The organism is Pseudarthrobacter siccitolerans (assembly GCF_030823375.1).
In the GTDB taxonomy this organism is placed as follows: Bacteria; Actinomycetota; Actinomycetes; order Actinomycetales; family Micrococcaceae; genus Arthrobacter; species Arthrobacter siccitolerans_A.
This window is the reverse complement of the sequence record NZ_JAUSXB010000001.1, coordinates 2,362,038-2,385,522: the sequence shown is the minus strand read 5'-3', so window position 1 is coordinate 2,385,522 and position 23,485 is coordinate 2,362,038. Positions and strand designations below refer to the sequence as shown.

The following is a 23,485-nucleotide window of genomic DNA, read 5'->3' as shown; positions in this document are numbered from 1 at the left end:
CACACCGAATCAGAGCGGAACGGCTTCAGTCGCTGCGTTTTACCCCCCCGCGCTACCGTCCTCGTACACCCTGCGGTAGACCGGGAAGGCAAAGACGTGCTGGTCCAGCTGACCAAGCGCCTGGCGGTTGGCCGGATCGACGCCATCACGGAAGACGAAATGGGCGGGGAAACAGAGCAACCCGCCTTCGGTGCACGACCGATACTGTGCGGAGAGCCTACCCGGGGTGCATGCCGGGCAACCGGTGTCCTGAAGAAGTATCTATTCACGCAGACCATCGCCTCTACACGGAGAGTACGACAATGCGCGCAGCTGGCATTTGTTTGACCCGGCGGACCGAGATCCTCGGGATCGTTGAGCTTCCGGCCCGCGTAGGGGCCAGCCGAAGTCCGAATTCGAGTGCGGTTTGGAACGGACTGATCTCTGGTCTGCACTCGCCTTGGCAACAGCCGGGGCAAAAGACGGGAAACGCTTCCACCCGGGTCATGTGTGACGACCACCCGTAACTATCCAGAAAATTGCAACGAAGAACAAAGGGAGATGGGATGACCCACGACAAGAAGGAAACCACTCGGCGGCCGCTAGCCCTGATCACGGGAGCCGGTGGCGGCATGGGCGCGGCATCCGCGCGCGTGCTCAGCAGGCGATACCGCCTGATCCTGGCCGAGCTCACCGCGGAACCGCTCACGTCAGTAGCTGACCCCCTCCGCCGTGACGGCGCGAACATTGTAGGTGCGGTGACGGGCGATATCTCCGCACCAGAAACAATCGCGACAATCGGCCGCCTCATCGAGGAGAACGGCGGCCTGGACGCCCTCGTGCACACAGCAGGTATTTCCCCCACAATGGGCTCCTGGGAGCAGGTACTGAGAGTAAATCTCACCGCGACGCTCAATCTGCTCGACGCGGTCGAGCCACGGCTGGTGCCCGGCGCCGCCGGCGTGCTGATTGCATCGCTGGCTGCGCAGCTTTTCGACGGCTCACCGGAGATCGACGCCACGCTGAAAGCTGTCACAGCTGACACCGTCGACGGGTTGGAGCCCCTCGTGCGATCCGTGGCCGACGACGCTGACCCGCTATCGCTTAGCGGTGCCGCCTACAAGGTGAGCAAGTATGCCGTGAAACTTATTTGCGAGAGCCGGGCACGGCAGTGGGGCGAGCGAGGTGCACGCCTGACGTCCATTTCGCCGGGGCTCATCGCGACGTCGATGGGGCTCGCGGAAGCGCAAGGAAATACAGAAGCGTCGGGACTGGCCGAGCAAGCACCAGTCGGACGCTGGGGTACGGCTCTGGACGTCGCAGAAGCTGTAGAGTTCCTGCTATCCGATGCCGCGAGCTTCATCAGCGGCTGCGATCTGCGCGTGGATGGCGGCTTGGCCGCAAGGCTGAATGACGTCGCGGGGGTCGGCAGCGACGCATGTGGATGATGTGGCTGGCTGGCTGCCTGCGCACGACTGCCGGACGAGCCCGGGCTGGATAAGCTAGAAAGGCGTTCGGGTGTTCCCGCCACCAACTGGCCGGAACACCCCAACGGCACTGCCAACATTCGTTGACAGGTTGGTAGAAGCCGCATGGAAGCTTTCACGGCAGCCGGGACTCCGTTGACAACATGTTGAGATTCCTTAGGTCCGTGCCAGTGGCTGTGTGGCAGCGTGCCCAGGTTTCCTTGTGGTTCGTGGTGGAGGGCGTCGCCGCGGACCATGAACTGGTAGTAGAAGATGCCTGCATACATGGTGGGCAGCACAAAGCTTAGTGCTTAGTGCGTCAGCCACCACTTCACCAAGGCCGCAACCACACAGACCACTGCGAGCAGGATCCCTGCCAGTATCGTGCGGAGCGATGCCTTTTTCTGGCGTAAGCGTGCAACCACGAAACCAAGGCCAGCAAGGCGCAGCACCGTGACACTGATAGCAAGGATCAATCCGGTGATGGGAGCAACCCAGCCCACCAGGACGACAGCCATCAAGACGGCCGGTGTGATCGCGGAAGAGGCAATTGGCACGGCATCCCACAAGTGGTGCCGCAACCGGAGACGACCCGCGGCTCCGGTCTCACCCTCCACGGCGTGAACACTTCCCCCGGCCAACTCCGCGACAACGTGAGCGAGGAACGTGGAGACACCCGTTCCTACTACATAGGCAATAGCTTTCGGTCCCGTCAGGTCATCCGGATGAAGTGCAAGCAGCGCGGCAAGAACAAGAATGTTCCCATACACGAACGCCGTGATGCGGCTCGCGGCATCTTCGGCAGTCAACGGCCGGTCAGCCCTCCACCGCGGTAGACGGCGCAGCCGCGTCTGTGCTGAACCCGTGGTGTCGATCATCCCGCAAGTCTAAACGCCTGCCCGCTCCTATAACTCGACCTACACATCCCCGCATCCATACCGAGGAGCGGACGTCGACATGCGTCCGATGACGCTTGATCAGCTGCGTCCATTGGGCTCCGGCATAGTGTTCCACGACGTACGACTTGGTGACAGCTGGCCTCACCGGCTTGAGCTGGATTCCCGCCGGCCCGACTGATCGACGGCGCCCTGCGCGGCCCCGGCTGGAAGACCCGTCGCATCCCGACCACGCCGAACACGCTGCCTGGGTGGCCGATATGACAGGCTCCGATGAGCCTTTTGACCCTGCGTTCCTGGACATCGACGACCTGAACCGATCGCTGGCTAAGCTGTTCTGACTTACCGGACTTCGGGAAAGATGCTCCGAGCGGCAGCAGGAATCAGCCCCTTTTGCGGGTACTCCCCCGCCGTTTCAAAGAGCCGGTAGCTTATATTATGTAAAGCTGCGGTCACAAGGGGCCGCAATACGCCGCAAAAGTGCGTGTTTTAGCCTTCGCACTCGATGCAGTATGAATGGCCGTTGCTTTCCCGCGCCAGTTGGGACCGGTGACGGACAAGGAAACAGGAATAGCAGGTGAACTCGTCCGCGGCCTGCGGAATCACCTGCACGATGAGCTCGTCCGAGATGATTTCCCCGCCAGGCGTCAGCCCCTCATTAAGGACGTCGGCCTCGTCCAGTTCGGTGACGACGCTGCGGGCATCAGGGGCGTTTGCAGACTGCAAATCCTCCAGGGAGCGCTCTTGGGATTCTTTGACGTCGGGACGGACTTCGTCATAGTCGGCTGCCACTAGGAGCTTCTTCCTTCTGTCTCTCTGATGCTCTTTCCGGACGAGACTCTAACGTACGCGGTTGCGCGGTTGTTCCTCAAAAAATTCTGCCAGCGATATCGTGGCGCCCATCGAGATGTGCGGCAACTTTTCACCCGTGCAGATCAATAAATACGTCAAGACGTAAAAGGTGCTTCACGCCGCGGGAGCACTGCGCCGAGCAATGGCGAAGCCCCGGTCAAATAGCGGTTGACCGGAGCTTCGATTCATTATGACCCCTGAAACCTGAGAAACTGCTGGGAGCTGGCAACCCACAGGCTAAGCACCGCCGCTCCCGCATGTTTGAAGATCTGGCCTTGAGCCAAAATGAAGCAGTCGAGCCACTCCCCCTCCACTGTCACTTAGTGATGGACACCTCAGTCACCAACAGCCAGCGGGTAGTCCTGCTTCAGGAAACACGTACGGATTACTCGGGTATCTCTCAACTCTTCGCCATAGCGTCATAAGCGGAGTCGGCGACGAGGGCCGTCGTCTGAGACCGCGAAGGCCACCCCCAGCCGCCGCCGGCTCCACGCCGCTCCCCACTGGTCCCCCATTGATTGTCGCTGCCGCTTAATCGCGATTAAGGCCCCAGCTCAAAAAGCTCCGCGTGATGGCGCTACCGCCCCTAGTTTTCGCGCTTATTGCAGGACTGGAGATCGTCAGAACAAGAGGGGTACCTCCACGACAATAGCCATTCAAGAAGCGCGGTCGTGATCCCGCTTCGCGCAATTTTTCAATGAGGCCGGCCCACCCTTCCCGATGGTCTTGCAGTTGGGCAACGGGCCAGTCGTGCCTCACACTGCGCTCCGGCCAGGTACTCACAAGTCAGACTGCCGCAACTCGTATGGCCGTCCTCCCGAAGTTCAGCCTTTGACCAATCTCTTGCCCGCCCCCACTGCTGGCCCATAGGCTCATGGTGTGAGTGGCGGGGACGGCAATCCGAAAAGCGGATCCGGCCCGCGACCCGTGAAGGAAACAGGCATGGCAACAGGTACAGTCAAGTGGTTCAACGCCGAAAAGGGCTTCGGTTTCATCGCCCCCGACGACGGAAGCGCTGACGTGTTCGCACACTTTTCGGCAATCGCGTCCAGCGGTTACCGCTCCCTCGACGAGAACCAGAAGGTTCAGTTCGACGTCACCCAGGGCCCGAAGGGTCCGCAGGCGGAGAACATCCAGCCGCTCTAGTCGGTTGTTAGGAAGCTGGCCGGCACATGCTGGCCAGCTTCTTTTTGTTCCCCCAACGCCAAGCCCGCCTCGTCATTCAAATCGCGTTCTCATCGATCCGGTAAGCCCGATGACATTTGAAATGTCGTTGCCCCATCGCCCTTTGCCTAAGGACTAAAAGCTGATAGCCGACGTTCTGTCAACCTGGCGATTACGTACTTAGCAGTCGGTTGGGCGCTGCCGGTTCGCAAAGGCAGTGACATCAAGCGATTGAGCCAATTCAGGTCTAAACATGGTGATGGTGTTCCCGCACAGCCTCGTGGCAGTGCGGGAACAACATTACTTCGGGTCCTTTTCCGATCTAAATCATGAACCCGGGGGTGGCTACCCTAGGTGTTGCGGGTTGGGCCACTGCCGATGTGTGCAGGCATGGATCCGGCCAGTTGCCGATGTGGGAGCGGCGGGACTGGTCTGAGGCAACGGAAAGCGGGGTGCGGTTGGACATGGCATTTCTCCTGACTGAACATTGAGTCCGTAGGCCGAAATGCGGCGTACGGCTGGTCTTATCTGCCTGCGTGAAGGCAGAGCTGACCTGTTCAGTCGGGGGAAGACCCCGGATCGGCGGCGGGACCGGAAGGCGGTGTCACCGCTGCATTGGTGGCGACGGCGCTGGCGGCGGGGGACAGCCCGTCCCAGAAGGCGGCAATATGGGCCATGTGTGAGGCGGAGCCGCCTGAGCCGGAGGAGCCCGGCGCGCCGTGGGTCGCGGCATTATTCAGCCAGTCTGTGACGGGGTGTTCGTGCAGCTGCCCTGGGGCCGGTGCCTGGATAGCGCTGGCCAGAGGGCCGGTTGAGGCAGTGATCTTCGGCTGGGCGAATGTCTTGAACGGCGGATCAATGTTTTGGACCGGGTTAACCTCCCCGGACGGACGGTCAGGGACGAATTGCCGGGCGTCCGCAGCAGGTGACGGCAGCACAGTGGACACCGCCGCCGGCTTCGTCTCGGGAACGGTAGCGACAGGAACGTTCGGGTTGGGCAGTTGTGGAGGTATGACCGCCGGAAGGGGCAGTCGGGGTAGCGGCTGGGGTATGGAAGCAACGGCGTCGTCCACAGCTGCCACCGTACGGTCGAGAGTGGAGGCTAAAGAGGCGACAGTCCTGTTCACGGTGGCGGTCACCGGTGTGGCTGTCTGAGAAACGGCGGAGACTGCCGGTGCCGCGATCCCGGTCACCGGCAAGGCCACCGGCTCGGTCACCTGGGTAACTATGGAAACAGTAGGCGCGGTTGCGCCGACGACGGCACCCCCGACACCTGCAACGTGTTGCGCGGTGGAACTGGCGGGGTCCTGCCCGGCAGGCAGAAGCTGAGCAGCCGGGGATGAAGGAGCATTGACGAGGCTAGGGTCCAAGGCGCTTTCAGAGACGGCGGCCTTGGAAGGGTCCGTTGACGCCTGCGCACTGTCCGCGCCCCACACGAGCCACGCCAGTGCAATCAGGGCGGGGACCAGAAGGGCGCGCACAGAAACAATGCGGCAATAGCGAAGCAAGCTGCCCATTCCATTCACCCCCCCGAGCAATGCGAGATCAGGATATGCCCCGGGGAGGAACACGTCCAGAGAATATTTGTTTGATGGTATTCGGTGTCTTCAACCAACCCTGAAGGATAAGTATTTCGACGACGGCGTCCAGAAGGTAGATCTTGCTGATCCGCCCTTTGCCCACGTAGATCAAATCAATGGCCGCAAGTGTGGCCGCCGTCCCGATACCAAGTCGTCGTGCTGACCTATCGCTGCCAGACCGGGCCGCGGCACGCAGTTGCTCCACACCAATGGTGATGAGCAGCCCTGATACGGTCCGGACCAGCCATTTATCGGTTTTGGCTCCACTGACCGCCTCAAAGCTGCGCATGTGCACTAACGGCCAAAGCCCGTTGATGACATTAAAGCCGCCCTGCAGTCTGGCTAAGTTCAGGAAGGCCATAGTCGCTCCATTCCGCCAAACTGAACTTGGCGTGATCTGCATAGTGCTGGATTGCCCGGTGGTCATTGGTTTGTTTGGTATGGACCAGGACGCCTGCTCGCTGCGGCCGGGGTTATGGCGTGGTGTGAAACGGGTTTAGCTCCTGAAAGGCGCCGTCCCACATAGCGCATGATTCCTGTCACGATGATGATCGGGAGCAGGGCTAGTACTGTGCCTGCGGCTGCTCCAGAAATTCCACCCAGGTGGATCCCGCTTTGACCCAAGCCGGTCAGCCATCGATTCCAGGCTTCAACCATCATCCAGATGCACCCCGCCAGGCAGAGCGCCCCGCCCACGCCGTAAACGAAAGCGGCAATGGGCTCCCTCGCGCTATGAGTGACGACTGCTCTCGTCGCTAACGTGACCGCCATTATTAATAGGGCAAGGGCAACCGCGGAGGGGGTTTTCGAGTCGGCGCGACCCACCCAGTCCATAAGCCCGAAAGTATAGGTAAAGCCAAAGCTGGTCGACACATACATACCTTGCTCCTCCGCTAAGGCGACTCCCCAGCCGTTTCGCGGTGTCTGTTAACGCCAGTTATCAAACGTGTGGTCCGGATGAGCGAGGTGCTCGTACTCATCCTTCACATTCAATGCAGTACTCACGCCCATCCATTTGCCTTGCCATCTGCTGGGTGATGCACGAGGAAGGGTGAGGTGCGTAGTAGTCGATGGTCACCTACCTCTCCTTACATCCCTGCCCGGGAAGCTCCGCCGGGAGCACCATGCACAGCTACTTCCCACCCTTATTCCACCAAGCGCTGCCTCTGCGCCTGACCCTCATAAATCCCCGCTGGAAGTCTCCGCCCACGCCCCGGGGAGTACGTGGCGTGCCCCATTGCCGTGTATGGGGTCCAACCGCAGTCAGCCGAACCCTGGGCATGAGGAACCAGGCGAGGGCGATTTATGAGGCTGAAAAGAAAAACCAAAAGGAGAGGGCGTGGTCGGTGGTTGTCACGTAATCGACAGACAGGCGACCGGCACTACGGGGAACAACTCTGGCGGCATCGGCATGCTTCAACACGGTGGGAGCCCATCATCAATGGGAGTAGTGGAAGCCGTTGCTTGACTGGTCTTGGCGGCAAATGATGCAGCCGCCAACCCGCTTGTAAGCATACTGTCTATTTTGCGGTGGTGCTAGGCGCGGCCCGGGGGTTTTCCGCATGCGGCTGCTGAGAATCCAGGGAGTGCGACTTTTGGTGACAGGTGGCTTCACCGGCTTGAGCTGGTTGCCCGCCGGCCCTTGGACGAAACAAGTCCGCCGGCCCTACTGATGGACGGCGCCCGGCGCGGGCCGTTGGAAGACTCCGGAGGTTTTCCCGGCTACGAGGAGGTCATGGATGCCTTGGTGGAGCCGTCGCATCCTGACCACGCCGAATACTCCGCATGGGTGACCGACCTGACCGGCTCCGATGCGCCTTTTGACCCTGCCTTCCTGGACATTCCCGTCGCGTGCCAGGGAGTGGGGGCAGATCAGTTGATAACGGCCCGGGCGAGTCGGAAGGCCATAGAGAAGCTCAGGATGACGATGCGACGTCGATGAGCACCTTACCGATGGTGCCCTGCTCCACGGCGTCATGTGCCGCGGCGGTCGCTTCGAGCGGAAAGCGGGTCAGCGGCAGGCCATGTTCTTCACCAACTCGCAACGCGCCGGCCTTTAGCGCCTCGGAGACGGCGTTCACGGCGTGCTGTTTCTGCTCGTCCCCAACGGTGTAAGTCAGGATGAACTGGTAGCGGACGTTCTTCGTCATGCTTTCACGGATGGGAACGGTCACTAATTCCCCGGGATTCGCCGCGTAAATGGCGATGGTTCCGTTCGGCTTGAGCACCTGTACGTCGGAGTCGATATTCGCTGGAGCGTTAACATCGACGATGATGTCGACTCCGCCTGGGGCCGCTCGGCGGACAGCAGTCACGACGTCGTCCGTCCGGTAGTTGATAACTGAATGGGCTCCGGCGAGGCGCGCGAGTTCACCTTTCCGTTCGCCGCTGACGGTCGTAATGACAGTCGCTCCAGCCCATACTGCCAACTGAATGGCCGCATGTCCCACTGCGCCTGCGCCGCCGGTAACGAGCACGGTTCGTCCCGACAGGGCTCCGGGTGCGAGCCTGGCGGGGCCATCCTCGGCCGAGGTCAGCGCCCGGTGCGCTGTCAGGGCGGGGATACCGATGGATGCGCCCGTGTCGAAGGATTCGGTATCCGGAAGTGCCACTGCTTTGACCGCCGGTACAACCGCGTACTCCTGCGCGGTGCCTTCATTGCCGCCCCAAGCAACGTCCCACAGCCAGACGCGGTCTCCGATGCTGAATCCCGTCACTCCGGATCCGATCTCGTCGATCACGCCGGCACCGTCCTGATTAGGAACCTTTGGAGCGTCCAGCTTGGTGCTTCCTCCGCCTGCCCGGGACTTCCAGTCGGTGGGATTCACCCCGGAGACGACGACCCGGACGCGGACCTCACCAGCGCCTGGATCAGTCAACGGCTTGTCCCGAAGCTCCAGCACTGCGGACGGACCTGTCTCCTCGAACACAATCGCTTTCACGTCTTCTCCAATGAGTCGGTTTGACTGGCTGGCATTACCGAACCAACCTACCGAAGGACTCGACTGCCGTTGCAGCGGGGGCCGGGAGTCGTCCCTTGCAGCCGCCCAGCTTGGGGCGGACACTGTCAGGGGGATGGCAGGGATTCCAAAGGTGGAAGGAGCGGGCCATGGGCGCAGCAGGAAAGGATGGGACGCAGACGGGAACCGAAGTTGACGGCCCGGGCCAGGACACAGTAGCGCAGATTCTCGCCCGCCAGGAGGGCATCGCCGGCTGGCGGGACGAGTTGTACAAGGACCTGCACCGGCATCCGGAGCTCGGCAATCAGGAGGACAGAACGGCAGCCAAAGCCGCCGGGCTACTGCAGGAATTCGGTTACGAGGTGCACCAGAAGGTCGGTTCCACGGGCGTGGTAGGTATCCTGAGAAACGGCGAGGGCCCCACCGTGCTGATGCGCGCTGACATGGATGCCCTGCCCGTGGCCGAAGACACCGGGCTGCCCTACGCCAGCAAAGTGACGGCCGATGACGCGGGCGAAGAAGTACCCGTGGCGCATGCTTGCGGGCACGATGTGCACGTTGCCTGCCTCCTGGGAGCAGCGCGGCTGCTCGCCGAAAGTAAGTCCGCCTGGACCGGGACGTTCATCGCACTGTTCCAACCGGCGGAGGAACTGGCAGACGGAGCCCGCCGGATGATCGAGGGCGGTCTGGCGGGGATGATCCCGAAACCGGACGTCGCGCTCGCCCAGCACGTGCTCGCGTTTCCTTCCGGGCACCTCGGTACCCGCCCCGGCGCCTTCCTCTCCAGCGCGGACAGCATGAGGATCACCGTCTTCGGGCGGGGCAGTCACGGCTCCATGCCCCAACTGAGCGTAGACCCGGTCCTCCTGGCTGCCTCGATCGCTCTGCGCCTGCAAACCGTCGTCTCCCGCGAGGTCACCCCCGGTGTATTCGCCGTCCTCACGATCGGCCGGCTCAGCGCCGGAACGAAAAGCAACATCATCTCTGACCGTGCCGTGCTGGAGCTGAACATCCGTACCTTCGACAACGACACCCGCAAACTCGTTTTGGACGCGATCAGACGGATCGTCAGCGGGGAATGCAGCGCCGCCGGCTCCCCGAAGCATCCCGACTTCGAACTCTATGACCACTACCCGCTGACCACGAATGATCCCGGCGTAACGGCAAGGGTGGACAAGGCCTTCCGCAGCCATTTCGGCAAGAAGGCAACCACTCTTGACCGGCAATCAGCCAGCGAGGACTTCAGTGAAATCGCGGACTCGCTGGGCATCCCATACACGTACTGGGGACTCGGCGGGATCGATCCGGCACTGTACGCGAAGGCCGAAGCGGCCGGGACCGTATCCAGCGATATCCCGGCCAACCACTCACCACACTTCGCGCCGGTCATCACCCCCACGCTTCAGACCGGTACAGCCGCCATTGTCGTCGCCGCGCTTGTCTGGCTCAAGCCCAACGCCTGAAACAGCGTGAGCTGTAGCCTCCCCCAAGGGCAGCCGCTGGCGTAGGCTGAGCGAACCATGTGAAGAGCGGACGGGCCGCAGTATCCCATCCGCAGACGAACGAAGGAGATACTACTATGTTGCTTTGGATAGCCATTATTATCGCCGTTCTCTGGCTGCTCGGCCTGCTTGGCAACATCGGCGGCGGCCTCATCCATATCCTTCTGGTCGTTGCCGTGATCGTCCTGATCGTTCACTTCGTCCGCGGCAGGTCCCGCGTCTAAAACGCAGTCTCTGAAGGAAAGCCCGTGTCACTGACACGGGCTTTCCTGTTGCCCCTGCTCCCAATGGTTGTGTCCATTCATCCGTGGACCGGCCACTCGTGCCTGATGCTGAAGTCATAAGTATCGGCGAAAGAACTTTTCATCAACGTGCTTGGAGCATCAAGAAAGGGCCGACGGCGGCACTGAGGTGAGTGCCGCCGTCGACCCTTCCTTGGGGGCGTCAGGCTCCAACTGACGGGGTGGGAGCAGCGGCTCTAGGCCACCGGGGCCTCCATCGCGTGGGCTTCGGTTGTGGTTGCCTGTAAGGCCGGGCCAGACGACGGGTGCGCCGCAACCGCTGCGGCGTGCTCCGCGAGAACACCCGTCTGATGGCGGATCTTCAGCCGGTAGAGCAGGGCCCCGCCCCCGGCGACAGCGGCAACGAAGATCACGCCGCCCCACTGCAGGTACCACTCGAACGGCGGCACCGAGTTGTAGATCTCCGGCCGCGGCCAGACCAGGTTCAGCGTCATGGCGCCGCCCCACAGGACCGCGAGGATATTCACCGGCAGGCCCCACTTGCCCAGGCTGAACCCTGGCTCGGAGCCGTCGTCGGCAAGCGGCCACTTCTTCTGCAGCCGCTTGCGGAGCAACGGAACGGTGACCAGGAGGTAGGACAGGTAAATCAGGACGATGCTGATGCTGGACAGGATGGTGAAAATCGCCGGCTGCATCACGTTGACCACCAACGGGAGCACGGCCAGGATGCCGATGACGATCGCGGCAACAGTGGGGGTCCGGCGGACCGGGTCCACCTTGCTCAGCTGCCGGCTGAAGGGCAGGTTGTTGTCCCGCGCCATGGCGAACATCATCCGGATGGCTGCAGCATGGACGGCCAGGGTGCAGACCACCACGGCCACCACGATGCACACCAGGAAGGCTTTCCCGAAGGGGCCGCCCAGCACTGAGAGCACCAGGTACTGCAGGCCGCCGTCGGCCGCCCCCAGCTTGGGATCGTTGAGATCCGGGGCTGCCAGGATGCCAAAGAGCAGGATCAGGCCGCCCAGCAGGAAGGACGCCGTCACCGCACGGAGGATGGCCTTGGGTGCGGTGCGCTTGGGGTCCTTGGTTTCCTCGCCCAGCGAGCTTGCGGTGTCAAAGCCGTACATCACGTAGCCCGAGGCCATGGCACCGATCATAAACACGCCGAAGAAACCGAGGTCGTGCCCTTCTCCGAAACCGGCGGTGTCGAAGAAGACCTCAGGCCCCCGCACCACGTGCCAGCCCAGGGCGAGGATCAGCAGCACGGCAGCGATCAGCTCCACGAACACGCCGATGCTGTTGATCCTGGTCATGAGTTTCACGCCGAACGCGTTGATCATGGTGGAAATGCCGATCATGATGCTCGCCAGCAGCACGCCGTTGAGGGCGAAGTCGTAGGTGCCCGTTCCGTCTCCGATGAACTGGAAGCCGGACCAGAGCTGCGGCAGGGTGAGCTGCAAGGCCAGCGCCACGGCGCCGAGCGCCACGATGGACGAGATGAGCAGCAGCCACCCTGCGAGCCAGGACCACGTCCCGGTGGTGAGCCTCTTGGCCCAGTTGTACACCGATCCGGCAACCGGGTATCGGCCCGCCAGTTCGGCAAAACACAATGCCACCATCAGCTGGCCGGCGAAGACCAGCGGCCAGGACCACGCGTACGCAGGGCCGGCCATGGAAAAGCCAAAGTAGAACAGTTGAAAAACACCGGTGAGGATGGAGATGTAGCTGACGCCTGCTGCGAAGCTGGCAAACTTGCCGATGCTTCGGTCCAGGGTCTGCGTATAACCAAACTCGTCCATGCCGCTTGAATCAATACTCTTGCTGGGTTCCGCCATGTGGGACTCCTAAATCAGAAAAGCACGATAGTGATGACCGGCCGGCCGTGGCAAATGGAAGGTCGATGCCCTGCCGCCGGACCTCGCCTCTCAGGCGAGGGACGCGGTGAGCTCCATTTCTTCAATGGCCATGGCTTCGCCGGACCGGCTGGCGCGGATGAGGTCCGCGCAGCGCTCGCCGATCATCATGACGGTGATGTTGGGGTTGACGGTGACGTGCTCAGGCATGACGGAGGCATCGGCGACGCGAAGTCCTGTGACGCCCTTGACCCGCAGCTCGGGATCGAGCGGTGACATGCCGTCGTCGAGAGGTCCCATCCGGACGGTGCCTACCGGGTGGTACACAGTGTTGTGCGTCTTGCGGATGTAGTCCCGCAGCTCCTCGTCGGTCTGCGCCTCGATGCCCGGGGAAAGTTCCCGGCCCGCCCATTCGGCCATTGCAGGCTGGGCGGCGATTTCGCGGGCCTTGCGGATGCCGGCAACCATGACGCGCATGTCGTGGCCCTCCGGGTCCGTGAAATAGCGCGGGTCAACCATGGGCTTGTCCCGGAAGTCGCGGCTGCGCAGGCGAACGGTTCCGCGGGAGCGGGCGTGCGTGACGTTCGGGGTGAGGCTGAAGCCGTTCTCCGTGGTGGGGTAGCCGTGCCGCAGAGTGTTCATGTCGAACGGGACCGAGCCGTAGTGCATCATCAGGTCCGGCCGGTCCAGGCCGTCCTCGGTGGGGGTGAAGATGCCGATCTCCCACCACTGCGTTGAGGTCTGCACCATGGGCTGCCTGGCCTCGTACTGCACCACGCCTTCCGGGTGGTCCTGCAGGTGCTCGCCCACACCGGGGGAGTCCACCAGGACCTCGATGCCGTGCTGGGCCAGGTGCGCTGCCGGGCCGATGCCGGACAGCATCAGCAGCTTGGGGGAATCAATGGCACCGGTGGACAGGATGACCTCGCGGTGCGCGGAGAGCCGGTGGGTCCGGCCGAACGCTGAGTCCACCACGTCCACGCCGGTGCAGCGTTTGTCCGCGTCGATCACCAGCTGGCGGGCGCGGAGGCCGGTCAGCAGGGTGAAGTTGGGGCGCCCGATGATCGGGTGGATATAGGAAACGGAGCTGGAGGAGCGCGTGCCGTCCGCGCGGCGGTTGATCTGGAAGAAGTTGGCGCCGTTGACCACGGTGGTTCCGGTATTGAACTTCGCCCGGGGAATGCCGGCCTGTTCGCAGGCGTCCAAAAGCGCGACGCCGGCAGGATCCACCGGGGGCACGTTCATCAGGTGCACGGGGCCTGAGTCCCCGTGGTGCGGCGCGTCCGGGCCCGCGTCCTCGTTGGTCTCCAGCCGCTGGTAGAGCGGCCAGGCGGCGTCAGCGTTCCAGCCGCTGGCCCCGTACTTGGATTCCCACTCGTCCAGGTCCTCGCGCGGCGCCCAGAAGGCGATGCAGGAGTTGTGGCTGGAGCAGCCGCCCATGACTTTGGCGCGGGCGTGGCGCATAAAGGAGTTGCCGTTTTCCTGCGGCTCCACCGGGTAGTCCCAGTCGTAGCCGGATTCGAGCAGCTCCATCCAGCGGTCCAGCTGCAGGATCTCGGGCAGGTTGCGGTCATCCGGGCCGGCTTCCACAAGGGCCACGGTCACCTCAGGATCTTCACTGAGCCGTGCGGCCACAGCCGCGCCGGCGGATCCGCCGCCGATGACGATGTAATCGAACGAGCGCTCGCTGAGGTCCTCGATGTTGTCGACGTGCATCTAGTTCTCCTTGCTGTGATCAGCAAACCAGCCGGTTACCTGCGGGTTGGTGTTCTGGTAGATGTGTTTGGCTTCCTGGTATTCCGCCAGCCCGGTGGGGCCAAGCTCGCGGCCGACGCCGGACTGGCCGAAGCCGCCCCACTCGGCCTGTGGGAGGTAGGGGTGGTAATCGTTGATCCACACTGTGCCGTGCCGCAGCCGGGATGCCACGCGCTGCGCCTTGCCGGCGTCCTGGGTCCAGACCGCGCCGGCCAGCCCGTAGATGGTGTCATTGGCGGTGGCGACGGCCTCGTCCTCGGTGCGGAAGGTTTCCACGGTCACCACGGGGCCGAACGCCTCATCGGTGACCACGGACATGCCTCGCTGCACCTGGTCCAGGATGGTCGGCTGGTAGTAGTAGCCGGCGTCGTACTTCTCCCCGGCAGGTGCCGCGCCGCCGCTGCGGAGCCGTGCGCCTTCCTGGAGGCCGCGCTGGACGTAAGTGTGCACTTTGTCCCGGTGGGCCGCGGAGATCAGCGGCCCGGTTTCGGCAGCGTCGTCAAACGGACCGCCAAGCCGGATGCCCTGCGCGCGACGGACCAGTTCCTCGACGAAGCGTTCGGCGATCGATTCCTCCACCAGCAGCCGTGCCCCGGCGGAGCAGACCTGGCCAGAGTGGACGAAGGCCCCGTTCAAGGCATTGTCGACGGCGGCGTCGAAGTCCGCGTCCGCGAACACCACATTGGGGTTCTTGCCGCCAAGCTCCAGCGCCACCTTCTTGACCGTCCCTGCGGCCGCCGCCGCGATACGCTTGCCGGTTTCCAGGCCGCCGGTGAAGGAGACAAGGTCGACGGCGGGGTGTTCCGAAAGGGGTGCACCCGCCTCGGCGCCGGGTCCCGTCACGAGGTTGGCGACGCCGTCGGGAAGGCCAAGGTCCTGCAGCAGTTGCATGGCCAGGATGGCGGTGGAAGGTGTCAGCTCGGAAGGCTTGAGGACGAAGGTGCAGCCGGCGGCGAGGGCGGGGGCAATCTTCCACGCCGCCTGGAGCAGGGGGTAGTTCCAAGGCGTGATCAGGCCGCAGACACCCACGGGCTCGTAGACAATTTTGCTGACGACGGCGGGGTCCCCGGCATCGACCATGCGTCCGGCCTGTTGCCCTGCAAGCCTGCCGAAGTATTCGAAGCAGGCCGCGATGTCGTCCATGTCGATGCGGCTTTCGACGATCCGCTTCCCGGTGTCCAGCGACTCGGCGCGGGCAAACTTTTCCCGGCGTTCGCGCAGTTCCGCGGCGACCTTGAGCAGGAAGGTGCCGCGCTCGGGTGCCGGCACCCCGGACCAGACACCGGAATCGAAGGCGGCCCGGGCTGCGGCTATGGCCCGCTCCGCATCTTCCCGGCCGGCCTCGGACACAGTGGCTGCCAGTTCGCCGTCGGCCGGGTTGCGGATCTGGCGCACCGCGCCGGACGCGGCCGGCTCCCATGAGCCGTTGATGAACAGTGTGGATGCTGCCGTGTCAGTGGATGGTGTGGCGTATGTCATACGCAGGACAGTAATGGATGTTGAACGAGTGTTCAATACCTATTTTGAACAAACGTTCAATGTGACGTGAAGTGCCGGTACCGGCGAAGGCCGCCTTGTTCTAGTGCTCCTGAAGCGCGCTGTGGCTGTCGCCGTGGCCGCTGTTTTGATCCTGGGCCGGCGCAAATGCGATCTGCTCCGTGCGGGTGATGCTTCGCTTGATGGACTCCTTGTCCACGCCGAGAAGCGACGTCAGCCACATGCCGTTCTGTACCACCACAATGTCGGATGCCCGCTCCCTGCACTCCTCCCACGACAGTCCGGGCTGGGCATTGGAGACCAGTGCAGCGAGCCCGTCGATGTAGCGGTCGAAGGCGGCGGCGTTGATTTGCGCGTAGTCCTCGTCGGCCTGGGCGAGGGCCCAGAGGTGCAGGCGCAGGGACAGGTAGCGGGTGGTCAGCAGATCAGCGCCCGCAACGCGCCGCAAAGCCTTGCGCAATTGTTCGTCCGGGGCCAACGACGCGTCCGGCGCAACCAGCAGGAGGTCGTGCTCGTCCACCCGGCGCAGGGCTGCGCGGATCAGGCTCGTCTTGTCGTCGTAGTAGTAGTTCACCAGGCCCAGCGCGACGCCGGCTTCGCGGGCTACGGCACGCATGCTGACCCCTGAAATACCGTGCCGCGAGAGCAGATCCATCGCCGCTTCGAGAATGCGCGACTGCCTGTCGATCTGTTCTCCATTGTTCACGGTATTTGTCCCCATCTGGCCAGACTATTGCCAAACCCGGGGCAGTGCACTTTCGGTGCCGCCCGGACACAGGTTGCGGCCCTCAGAGCCTGGTTGTTGATTGACCGGCGTCAAACATGAAGAATCCCCGCCTTGCCGGAGCGAAGCGGGGATCCATTCGTCGGCAGGTCCGCCTACTTCTTGGGCAGGCCCGCCGGGTTCAGCTGGGACTTCTGGATGGCCTCGGAAGACAGGCCCCAGCGGTCCAGGATCTTGGCGTAGGTGCCGTTCTCGATCAGCTTGTTTAGGGCAGCCTGGGCAGCAACGGCCAGGCCGTTGTCCTTCTTGGTGGTAAAGGCGATTTCGGCAGTCAGCGGCCAGCCGCCGTTGAGGGTGCCCACCTGCTTGCTCTTGCCGTCCTGGGCTGCCTTGTAGGCGGCACCCGCGTTGGGCCCGAACGTCAGGTCCGCGCGGCCCGACTGAAGGGCCAGGGTGGAGGCCGAGTCGTCGTCGTAATACTGGAACTCAACAGGCTTGAGGCCGTTCTTTTTGTTCTCCTCGTCCCAGCGCACCAGGATGGCTTCCTGGTTGGTGCCGGAGCCGACGATGATGCGCTTGCCGGCAACGTCCTTGGCTTCCTTGATCTCGCCGATGTCCGAATCGCTCTTGGCGTAGAAGCCCAGCAGGTCGTTCCGGTAGGTGGCGAAATCGAACTTTTCCTTGCGCGCCTCGGTGACCGTGACGTTGGAGAGCACCGCTTCGTATTTGGCGGATTCGATACCCAGGGGCCAGTCAGCCCAGGCCACGGGAAGAGCCTCAACCTCCAGCCCCAGCGTCTCGCCCACCGCGTAGGCGATGTCCAGCTCGCTGCCGATGAGGGTCTTGTTGTCGGTGGCGAAGAGGCTCAGTGGCGCTGTGCCGCCGGTGCTCACCACAGTGAGCTTGCCATCAGCTTTGATGGTTTCGGGGACCAGCGCTGCGGCTGCGGGGTCAACGGAGACCTTGAAGCGGTCCTGCTGCGGGGACAGGTTGAAGGTCTTGCCTGCTGCGGTGCTGGAGGATCCCGACGTCGGTGCTGTCGCCGCCCTCGCGCCCGGATCTGAGCAGGCTGCCAGCCCCAGCAGCGCGGTGATGGTGAGGGCCACGGCAGCAGCCGGTTTCGCCTTGATAATGGCCATTTTTCCTCCTTGGAGGTAGGTATTTGATGCAACGGAATGGGTTCGTTGCAGCAACTATCCGGCAGCGTGAGCTGGTGAATCAAAGGCGCTGAAATCCGGAGATACAGGGAGTAACTGCAGGTCACGCGAGGACCGCGGCGGTCACATTCGGGAAGCTGGTAGTGCTGCACCCAAAGTCCGCCCAGACGGAAGTGGCCCGGTCAAAAGACCGGGCCACTTCCTTGCGTCACAAACGTGAGTCAGCTCAGCGCCTTGATGACTTCCCTCGCCAGGTCCTCGCTGGACTGCGGGTTCTGGCCCGTGATGAGGTTGCCGTCCCGGACCACGTGGGAGCTCCAGGCCGCGGCGTTCTCAATCAGCGCGTCTTTTTCCTTCAGCGCGTCCTCCACCAGCCACGGTGTGTTTTCGCCGGTGCCGCCGCCCAGTTCCTCCTCATTGGTGAAGACGGTGAGGCGGCGTCCGGCGAAAACGAATTTGCCGTCGTCGTTCATGGCGCTCAGCAGACCGGCGGGACCATGGCAGAACGGCGCGATGATTTTGTCGTCCTTGTCCGCGGTTGCCAGCAGCCGGCCCAGGTCCGCGTCCTTGTAGAGGTCCGCCATCGGGCCGTGGCCGCCGGGCATCACCACGGCGTCGTACGCGGAGAGGTCGATATCGGCCAGGACCAGCGGCTGCGATAGCTCGCCGTCGATGGATGCGAGGTAGTTGCGGAAACCTTTCGCCCGCTCCTCGCCACCTGCCGAGTCGGGACCAGGCTCACCTGGTCCACGGTGGGCTTCGCCCCGCCGGGGGTTGCGATGTGGACGGTGTGTGCGGCGTCGACCAGCGTCTGGTGCGCAACCACCAGCTCCTCGGCCCAGAATCCGGTGGGGTGCTCGCTGCCGTCCTTCATGGTGAGCGAATCTGCTGCTGAAACAACCATCAAAATGTTTGCCATGGTGCTGCTCCTCTCTGCACGGAAGTGGCTACTCGCTGGCGGCTTCGAGCTGCGCGTACGTATCGTCGTCGAGCGTGATGCCCGCGGCGGCCATGTTCTCCTCAAGGTGCTTTATCGAGCCGGTGCCGGGAATCGGCATCATCACGGGGGAGCGGCGGAGCAGCCAGGCCAGCGCAACCTGCGACGTGGTCGCATCCAGGCGCTTGGCTGCCTCATCCAGCGGTCCACCCGGCCGCGCCAGTTCGCCGGCTGAAATGGGAGCCCAGGGAATGAATCCAATCCCGTTCTCCTCCGAGTACCGCAGCACGTCCTCCGAGCTCCGGTCCGTCAGGTTGTAGCGGTTCTGCACGGTTGCAACGGTGAAATACTTCCCGGCCGCCTCAAGTTCGGCCACGCTGACCTGCGAGAGTCCCAGCGCCCGCACCTTGCCCTCGTCCTGGAGTTCGCGGAGCACACCGAACTGCTCCTCAGCGTCCACCTTGGGGTCGATCCGGTGCAGCTGCAGCAGGTCCAGGGTGTCCACCTTCAGCTTCCGCAGGCTCAGTTCGGTCTGCTGGCGGAGGTATTCCGGGCGGCCCACGGGAATCCATCTGTTGGGCCCGGTGCGGGTGAACCCGACTTTTGTGGCGATCTTCAGGCCGTCCTTGTACGGGTGCAGCGCCTCAGCCAGGATCTCCTCGCTGATGTTCGGGCCGTAGGAGTCGGCGGTGTCGATGAAGTCGACGCCGAGTTCGACGGCGCGTCGCACCACGGCCACGGCGGCCTGGCGGTCCGCGGGCTCGCCCCAGACGCCGTCGCCCACAATGCGCATGGCACCGAAGCCGAGCCGGTGCACCCTTCCGAGGTCTTTCAGGTCGATGGTTGCGGACAGTTCCAACTTGTTTGTTGTCTCCAGGCTCATAGGGGCGGCAACCTCATCAGCCTGCTGAGTATTCCGGAAGTCACAGAAATAAGCCGGCCGCCGCCGTCGTTATATCTTCTGTGCCCGCCGCGACTGGGCCCGCACATCCTACGAAAAGTTCTGAAAGGCCGGCACTCACCGTGACTCTTCCCCTCTCCATCCTTGACCTGGCAACCATCGGCAAGGGCCAGACGGCGGCGGAGAGCTTCGCGGGCAGCGTGGCCATGGCGCAGAGCGCGGAGCGGCTGGGATACCGGCGGGTCTGGTACGCCGAGCACCACAACATGTCCTCCATCGCCTCCTCCGCCACCAGCGTGCTGATCGCCCACGTTGCCGCGCACACGGAAAGCATCCGGCTCGGTGCCGGCGGCGTGATGCTGCCCAACCACTCGCCGCTGACCATCGCAGAGCAGTTCGGCACCCTGGAGACGCTGCACCCGGGCCGGATCGACCTCGGCCTGGGCCGCGCACCGGGCAGCGACCAGAACACCATGCGCGCCCTGCGCCGCGACCCCATGTCCGCGGACAGCTTCCCCCAGGACGTCCTGGAGTTGCAGGGCTACCTCACCGGCCCCACCCGGATCCAGGGGGTTGAAGCCACCCCGGGCAAGGGCACCAACGTTCCGCTGTACATCCTGGGATCCTCCCTGTTCGGTGCGCGGCTGGCCGCCCAACTGGGGCTGCCGTACGCGTTTGCCTCCCACTTTGCCCCCAACGCCCTGCAGGATGCCGTGGCCATCTACCGCCGGGAGTTCAAGCCCTCGGCGCAGCTGGACGCGCCGCACGTGATCGCCGGTGTGAACGTGGTTGCCGCCGATTCCGCCGCGGAGGCGCAGGCCATGCTGCGGGCCACGATGCGGGCGCGGGTGTCCCTGTTCTTCGGCGGGGGCCGCGAGTTCACCGACGACGAAGCGGATATGATCCTCGACTCGCCGCAGGGCCAGCACGTCTCGCAGATGATGACCTACTCGGCGGTGGGGACGCCGGATGCCGTCATCGATTACCTGGACGGGTTCGGCAAGCACGCCGACGCCGATGAACTGATCGTTGCCCACCAAAGCAACGGCACGGAGGAGCGGCTGCGTTCGGTGGAGCTCCTGGCCCAGGCTGCAGGCCTGGCGAGGGTCTAGCCTCGGGGCGCCCCGGCTGGCCGGGGGCAGGTCCCCGGCACAAGCCCGGTGCGCATTTCCGGGACTTTTACACATACGCAATGAAGGGGACTTTCGTGGGAAACCGCCGGGGCTGAGGATAGGACTTGCCTCCTCGGGAATCGCTGGGATTCCCGGGAGGGGCACCAACCGGTAGTCCGCAGGCAATCCAGCGGCTGAAGTCCCGGCCGGGTTTTGCCTTAGGGGTACGCGCATGGCGACGCCTTTGAACCAAAGCGTGGCGGATTCCGCGCTGCTCACGCGTTCCCTCCCGCTGGAGATGCTCCGGGCCTTCGTCCAGTCGGATGCGGCGGACAACGGGCTGACGCCTGCGCTCCTCGCGGAGCTCAAAGTACTGGCGCGCGTTCCCGGGCTGCTGGTGGCCTGCAACTACGGCGGAACCCTCTGCGACGCCGAGGGCATCTCCACGGAGATCCTCCCGCTCGGCAGCGCCGCCATAGCCCTGCGCGCCCTTGCAGCCCTCCCCAACACCCACGCGGCCATCATTTCGGGGCGCTCGCTCCGTGATCTTGCCGCCGTATCACGCCTTCCGGTGGAGGTTCATCTCATCGGCTCCCACGGCGCGGAATCGGATATGGGCTTCGCACACGCCCAGACCCTGGCCACCGAATCCGTCCTGCAAAAAGTCAACGCCGCGCTCAATGAGGCCGTGGGTTTCCAAAAAGGCATCTGGATCGAACGCAAACCCGTGGCCGTTTCGGTCCACACCCGCCCCGCCCCGCCGGACGTCGTGGAGTCGGTGACGGAAACCGCCCGGGAGATTGCCCGCGTGCACGGCCTGTTCTTCATTGTGGACGGTTCGGTGCTGGACCTGTCCGTGGTGGAGCCGTCCAAAGCGGAGGCGCTGGAGAGCCTCCGATCCCGGCTCGGAGCCAGCGCTGCCATGTTCGCCGGGGATGCCTACAGTGACGAACTGGCCATCGCCACCCTGCGCGGGCCGGACCTCGGGCTGCGGGTAGGGCCCGGGGAGACCGCCGCGGCGCACCGCGTCCGCGACCCGGAATCCTTTGCCCGGGTCCTTGCCCTCCTCTTCGAACTGCGCCGGGCCTGGCTATTCGGCGAGGACGCCGTAGGCCTTGAGCGGCACACGATGATCGGGAACGGGTCCTCCACCGCGCTACTGACACCCGATGCGAAGATCTGCTGGATGAGCCACCCGCTGCCGGATTCCGGGTCCTTGTTTGCCCACATCCTGGGCGGAGACGCTGCCGGGCACTTCTCTGTGGAGCCGGTCAAGGGCTCCCAGGTGCTGGGGCAGCGGTACGTGGACAGCACCATGATTGTCGAAACCCGGTGGGCGGACGTCACGGTCACGGACTACCTGGAGCCTGCCCCGGACGGCATCACCAGCCTGGTCCGGGTGCTCTCCGGCAACGGCGCCGCCAGGATCACCTTTGCTCCCCGGCCGGACTACGCCAATGCCCCGTTCAGCATGGAGGCGCGCGGCGGTGAACTCCACGTTGTGGGCACCTCAGAACCGATCATCCTGTTCGCCCCCGGGGTCACCTTCAGCATCACCTCGGACGGGCGCCACGCTACAGCCACAGCATCCGTGAACCTGCAGGACGGTCCCGTGGTCCTCAACCTGCGCTGCGGCGATACGGAACCCCAGCCCGCGGACCCGGAAGGTGAGACGGAGCGGCGGTCGGGGGTGGCCCTGCATGCCCGGCAGTGGGTCCAGAAACTTGTGCTCCCGTCCGTCAAACCCTCCCTGGTGCGGCGGTCGGCCCTGGTGCTCCGCGCCCTGGTGCACGAACCCACGGGTGCAGTCCTCGCCGCCCCCACCACGTCGTTGCCTGAAGGAATCGGCGGGACAAGGAACTGGGACTACCGGTACTGCTGGCTGCGGGACGGATCCATGACGGTCAACGCGCTGGTGGACCTTGGCTCCACGGCGGAGGCTGCAGGATTCCTGGGCTGGCTGGGGCGGATCCTCGAACACGCACCCGGCCCCGAATGGCTGCACCCCCTGTACTCGGTGACCGGCGCGCCGCTCTCCACGGAAGCCGTCATCGACAGCCTTCCCGGGTACGCCGGCTCCCGCCCCGTCAGGATCGGCAACGCCGCGGACCACCAGGTCCAGCTGGACGTCTTCGGGCCCGTTGCTGAACTGATCCATGCCCTGAGCGAGCGGGAAAGCGCGCTCGCCGATGACCACTGGGAGCTGATGGTCCAGATGGCCTCAGCGGTCCTGGCCCGCTGGCACGAACCCGACCACGGCATCTGGGAAGCCCGGCGTGCAGCCCGCCACCACGTCTACTCCAAGGTGATGTGCTGGGTGACCCTTGACCGGGCGTTGCGGACTGCGGGCCGCCACGGCCGGGAGCCGGACCCGGCCTGGGCTCCGACCGCCGGCACCATCCGGGAAGAGGTGCTGCGCGAAGGCTGGGACGAGTCGGCGCAGTCCTACACCGTGGCGTACGACAGTCCGGACCTTGATGCTGCCGTCCTGCACATCGGCCTCTCCGGCCTGCTGGGTGTTGCGGACCAGCGCTTCCTGGACACCGTCACTGCCGTGGAGCGGGAGCTGCGGGTGGGGCCCACCGTCTTCCGGTACAGGTACGACGACGGCCTGCCGGGCCTGGAGGGCGGGTTCCACATCTGCACCACCTGGCTGATCGAAGCCTACGTGGCGGTAGGCCGGATCGATGAGGCCTGGGACCTGTTCGACCAGCTGGTGAACCTTTTCGGGCCCACCGGGCTGCTGCCGGAGGAGTACGACCCCGGCACGGAGACCCACCTGGGGAACCATCCGCAGGCCTACTCGCACCTGGGCTTCATCCGCTGCGCCCGGCTCCTGGACGAACACCAGGGCAGGAGATAGCAGGTGTGCGTTTTGGGTACCTAGAGTGGAGGTAACAGGGAC

The 23,485-nt window shown here is 64.1% G+C and carries 17 protein-coding genes and 2 pseudogenes; 7 read left to right on the top strand and 12 right to left on the bottom strand.

The genetic code is table 11. The features are described from left to right. The first annotated feature begins 545 nt into the window (after window positions 1–545). Window positions 546–1,427, top strand: a complete 882-nt coding sequence (locus QFZ36_RS11175; protein ID WP_306636465.1) for an SDR family oxidoreductase — start codon at window positions 546–548, stop codon at window positions 1,425–1,427. Between the two features lie 329 nt (window positions 1,428–1,756). Here QFZ36_RS11175 and QFZ36_RS11170 read toward each other — a convergent pair whose 3' ends face one another. Then, the gene (locus QFZ36_RS11170; protein ID WP_306636463.1) at window positions 1,757–2,323 is read right to left on the bottom strand and encodes a hypothetical protein; all 567 of its coding nucleotides are present in this window, start codon (window positions 2,321–2,323) and stop codon (window positions 1,757–1,759) included. A gap of 507 nt (window positions 2,324–2,830) precedes the next feature. Further along, window positions 2,831–3,133, bottom strand: coding sequence for a DUF4193 domain-containing protein (locus QFZ36_RS11165; protein WP_306636461.1), 303 nt, complete (start codon window positions 3,131–3,133; stop codon window positions 2,831–2,833). A gap of 1,002 nt (window positions 3,134–4,135) precedes the next feature. Here QFZ36_RS11165 and cspE point away from each other — a divergent pair. Next, on the top strand, window positions 4,136–4,339 hold the full coding sequence (gene cspE, locus QFZ36_RS11160; protein ID WP_104046164.1) for a transcription antiterminator/RNA stability regulator CspE: 204 nt from the start codon (window positions 4,136–4,138) through the stop codon (window positions 4,337–4,339). A 575-nt stretch (window positions 4,340–4,914) separates the two neighbouring features. On the opposite strand, the gene QFZ36_RS11155 is transcribed toward cspE, so the two are convergent. Beyond that, complete coding sequence (locus tag QFZ36_RS11155; protein WP_306636459.1) at window positions 4,915–5,838, bottom strand: hypothetical protein; 924 nt, start codon at window positions 5,836–5,838, stop codon at window positions 4,915–4,917. Between the two features lie 64 nt (window positions 5,839–5,902). Then, window positions 5,903–6,298 (bottom strand): hypothetical protein, encoded by a 396-nt coding sequence (locus tag QFZ36_RS11150; protein ID WP_306636457.1) that lies wholly within the window; start codon window positions 6,296–6,298, stop codon window positions 5,903–5,905. Window positions 6,299–7,543: 1,245 nt separating this feature from the next. Here QFZ36_RS11150 and QFZ36_RS11145 point away from each other — a divergent pair. Continuing rightward, window positions 7,544–7,879, top strand: a pseudogene (locus QFZ36_RS11145) (IS1096 element passenger TnpR family protein); the annotation flags it as partial. Here QFZ36_RS11145 and QFZ36_RS11140 read toward each other — a convergent pair. Continuing rightward, entirely contained in the window at window positions 7,854–8,879 is a 1,026-nt protein-coding gene (locus QFZ36_RS11140) for an NADPH:quinone reductase (RefSeq protein ID WP_306636455.1), read from the bottom strand. The pseudogene QFZ36_RS11145 and the gene QFZ36_RS11140 overlap by 26 nt on opposite strands. A 167-nt stretch (window positions 8,880–9,046) precedes the next feature. Here QFZ36_RS11140 and QFZ36_RS11135 point away from each other — a divergent pair, with 167 nt between their 5' ends. Together QFZ36_RS11135 and QFZ36_RS11130 are read left to right on the top strand one after the other, a co-directional pair. After that, on the top strand, window positions 9,047–10,360 hold the full coding sequence (locus QFZ36_RS11135) for an amidohydrolase (protein ID WP_306636453.1): 1,314 nt from the start codon (window positions 9,047–9,049) through the stop codon (window positions 10,358–10,360). A 116-nt stretch (window positions 10,361–10,476) separates the two neighbouring features. After that, window positions 10,477–10,623: a lmo0937 family membrane protein gene (locus tag QFZ36_RS11130; RefSeq protein ID WP_306636451.1), complete on the top strand. Its 147-nt coding sequence runs from the start codon at window positions 10,477–10,479 to the stop codon at window positions 10,621–10,623. Between the two features lie 254 nt (window positions 10,624–10,877). Here the strand turns inward: QFZ36_RS11130 and QFZ36_RS11125 are convergent, their stop codons facing one another. From QFZ36_RS11125 to QFZ36_RS11095, 7 genes and pseudogenes are all read right to left on the bottom strand, one after another. Further along, window positions 10,878–12,479 carry an APC family permease gene (locus QFZ36_RS11125; protein WP_306636449.1) on the bottom strand — a complete coding sequence of 534 codons (1,602 nt, stop codon included), beginning with the start codon at window positions 12,477–12,479 and terminating at the stop codon, window positions 10,878–10,880. A gap of 90 nt (window positions 12,480–12,569) precedes the next feature. Next, the gene (locus tag QFZ36_RS11120) at window positions 12,570–14,213 is read right to left on the bottom strand and encodes a GMC family oxidoreductase (RefSeq protein WP_306636447.1); all 1,644 of its coding nucleotides are present in this window, start codon (window positions 14,211–14,213) and stop codon (window positions 12,570–12,572) included. After that, window positions 14,214–15,731: an aldehyde dehydrogenase family protein gene (locus QFZ36_RS11115; protein ID WP_306636445.1), complete on the bottom strand. Its 1,518-nt coding sequence runs from the start codon at window positions 15,729–15,731 to the stop codon at window positions 14,214–14,216. A 100-nt stretch (window positions 15,732–15,831) separates the two neighbouring features. Further along, window positions 15,832–16,470, bottom strand: a complete 639-nt coding sequence (locus QFZ36_RS11110) for a TetR/AcrR family transcriptional regulator (RefSeq protein ID WP_306636443.1) — start codon at window positions 16,468–16,470, stop codon at window positions 15,832–15,834. Between the two features lie 158 nt (window positions 16,471–16,628). Then, a complete protein-coding gene (locus QFZ36_RS11105) occupies window positions 16,629–17,612 on the bottom strand; it encodes an ABC transporter substrate-binding protein (protein ID WP_306636441.1) in 984 nt (327 codons plus the stop codon). A gap of 239 nt (window positions 17,613–17,851) precedes the next feature. Further along, window positions 17,852–18,549: pseudogene (locus QFZ36_RS11100) on the bottom strand (type 1 glutamine amidotransferase domain-containing protein). 28 nt (window positions 18,550–18,577) lie between these two features. Then, window positions 18,578–19,450 (bottom strand): aldo/keto reductase, encoded by an 873-nt coding sequence (locus QFZ36_RS11095; RefSeq protein WP_306636439.1) that lies wholly within the window; start codon window positions 19,448–19,450, stop codon window positions 18,578–18,580. Window positions 19,451–19,590: 140 nt separating this feature from the next. On the opposite strand from QFZ36_RS11095, the gene QFZ36_RS11090 reads away from it, so the two are divergent. Next, complete coding sequence (locus tag QFZ36_RS11090; RefSeq protein ID WP_306636437.1) at window positions 19,591–20,580, top strand: LLM class flavin-dependent oxidoreductase; 990 nt, start codon at window positions 19,591–19,593, stop codon at window positions 20,578–20,580. 232 nt (window positions 20,581–20,812) lie between these two features. Then, a complete protein-coding gene (locus QFZ36_RS11085; protein ID WP_306636435.1) occupies window positions 20,813–23,443 on the top strand; it encodes a trehalase-like domain-containing protein in 2,631 nt (876 codons plus the stop codon). Window positions 23,444–23,485: the final 42 nt, after the last annotated feature.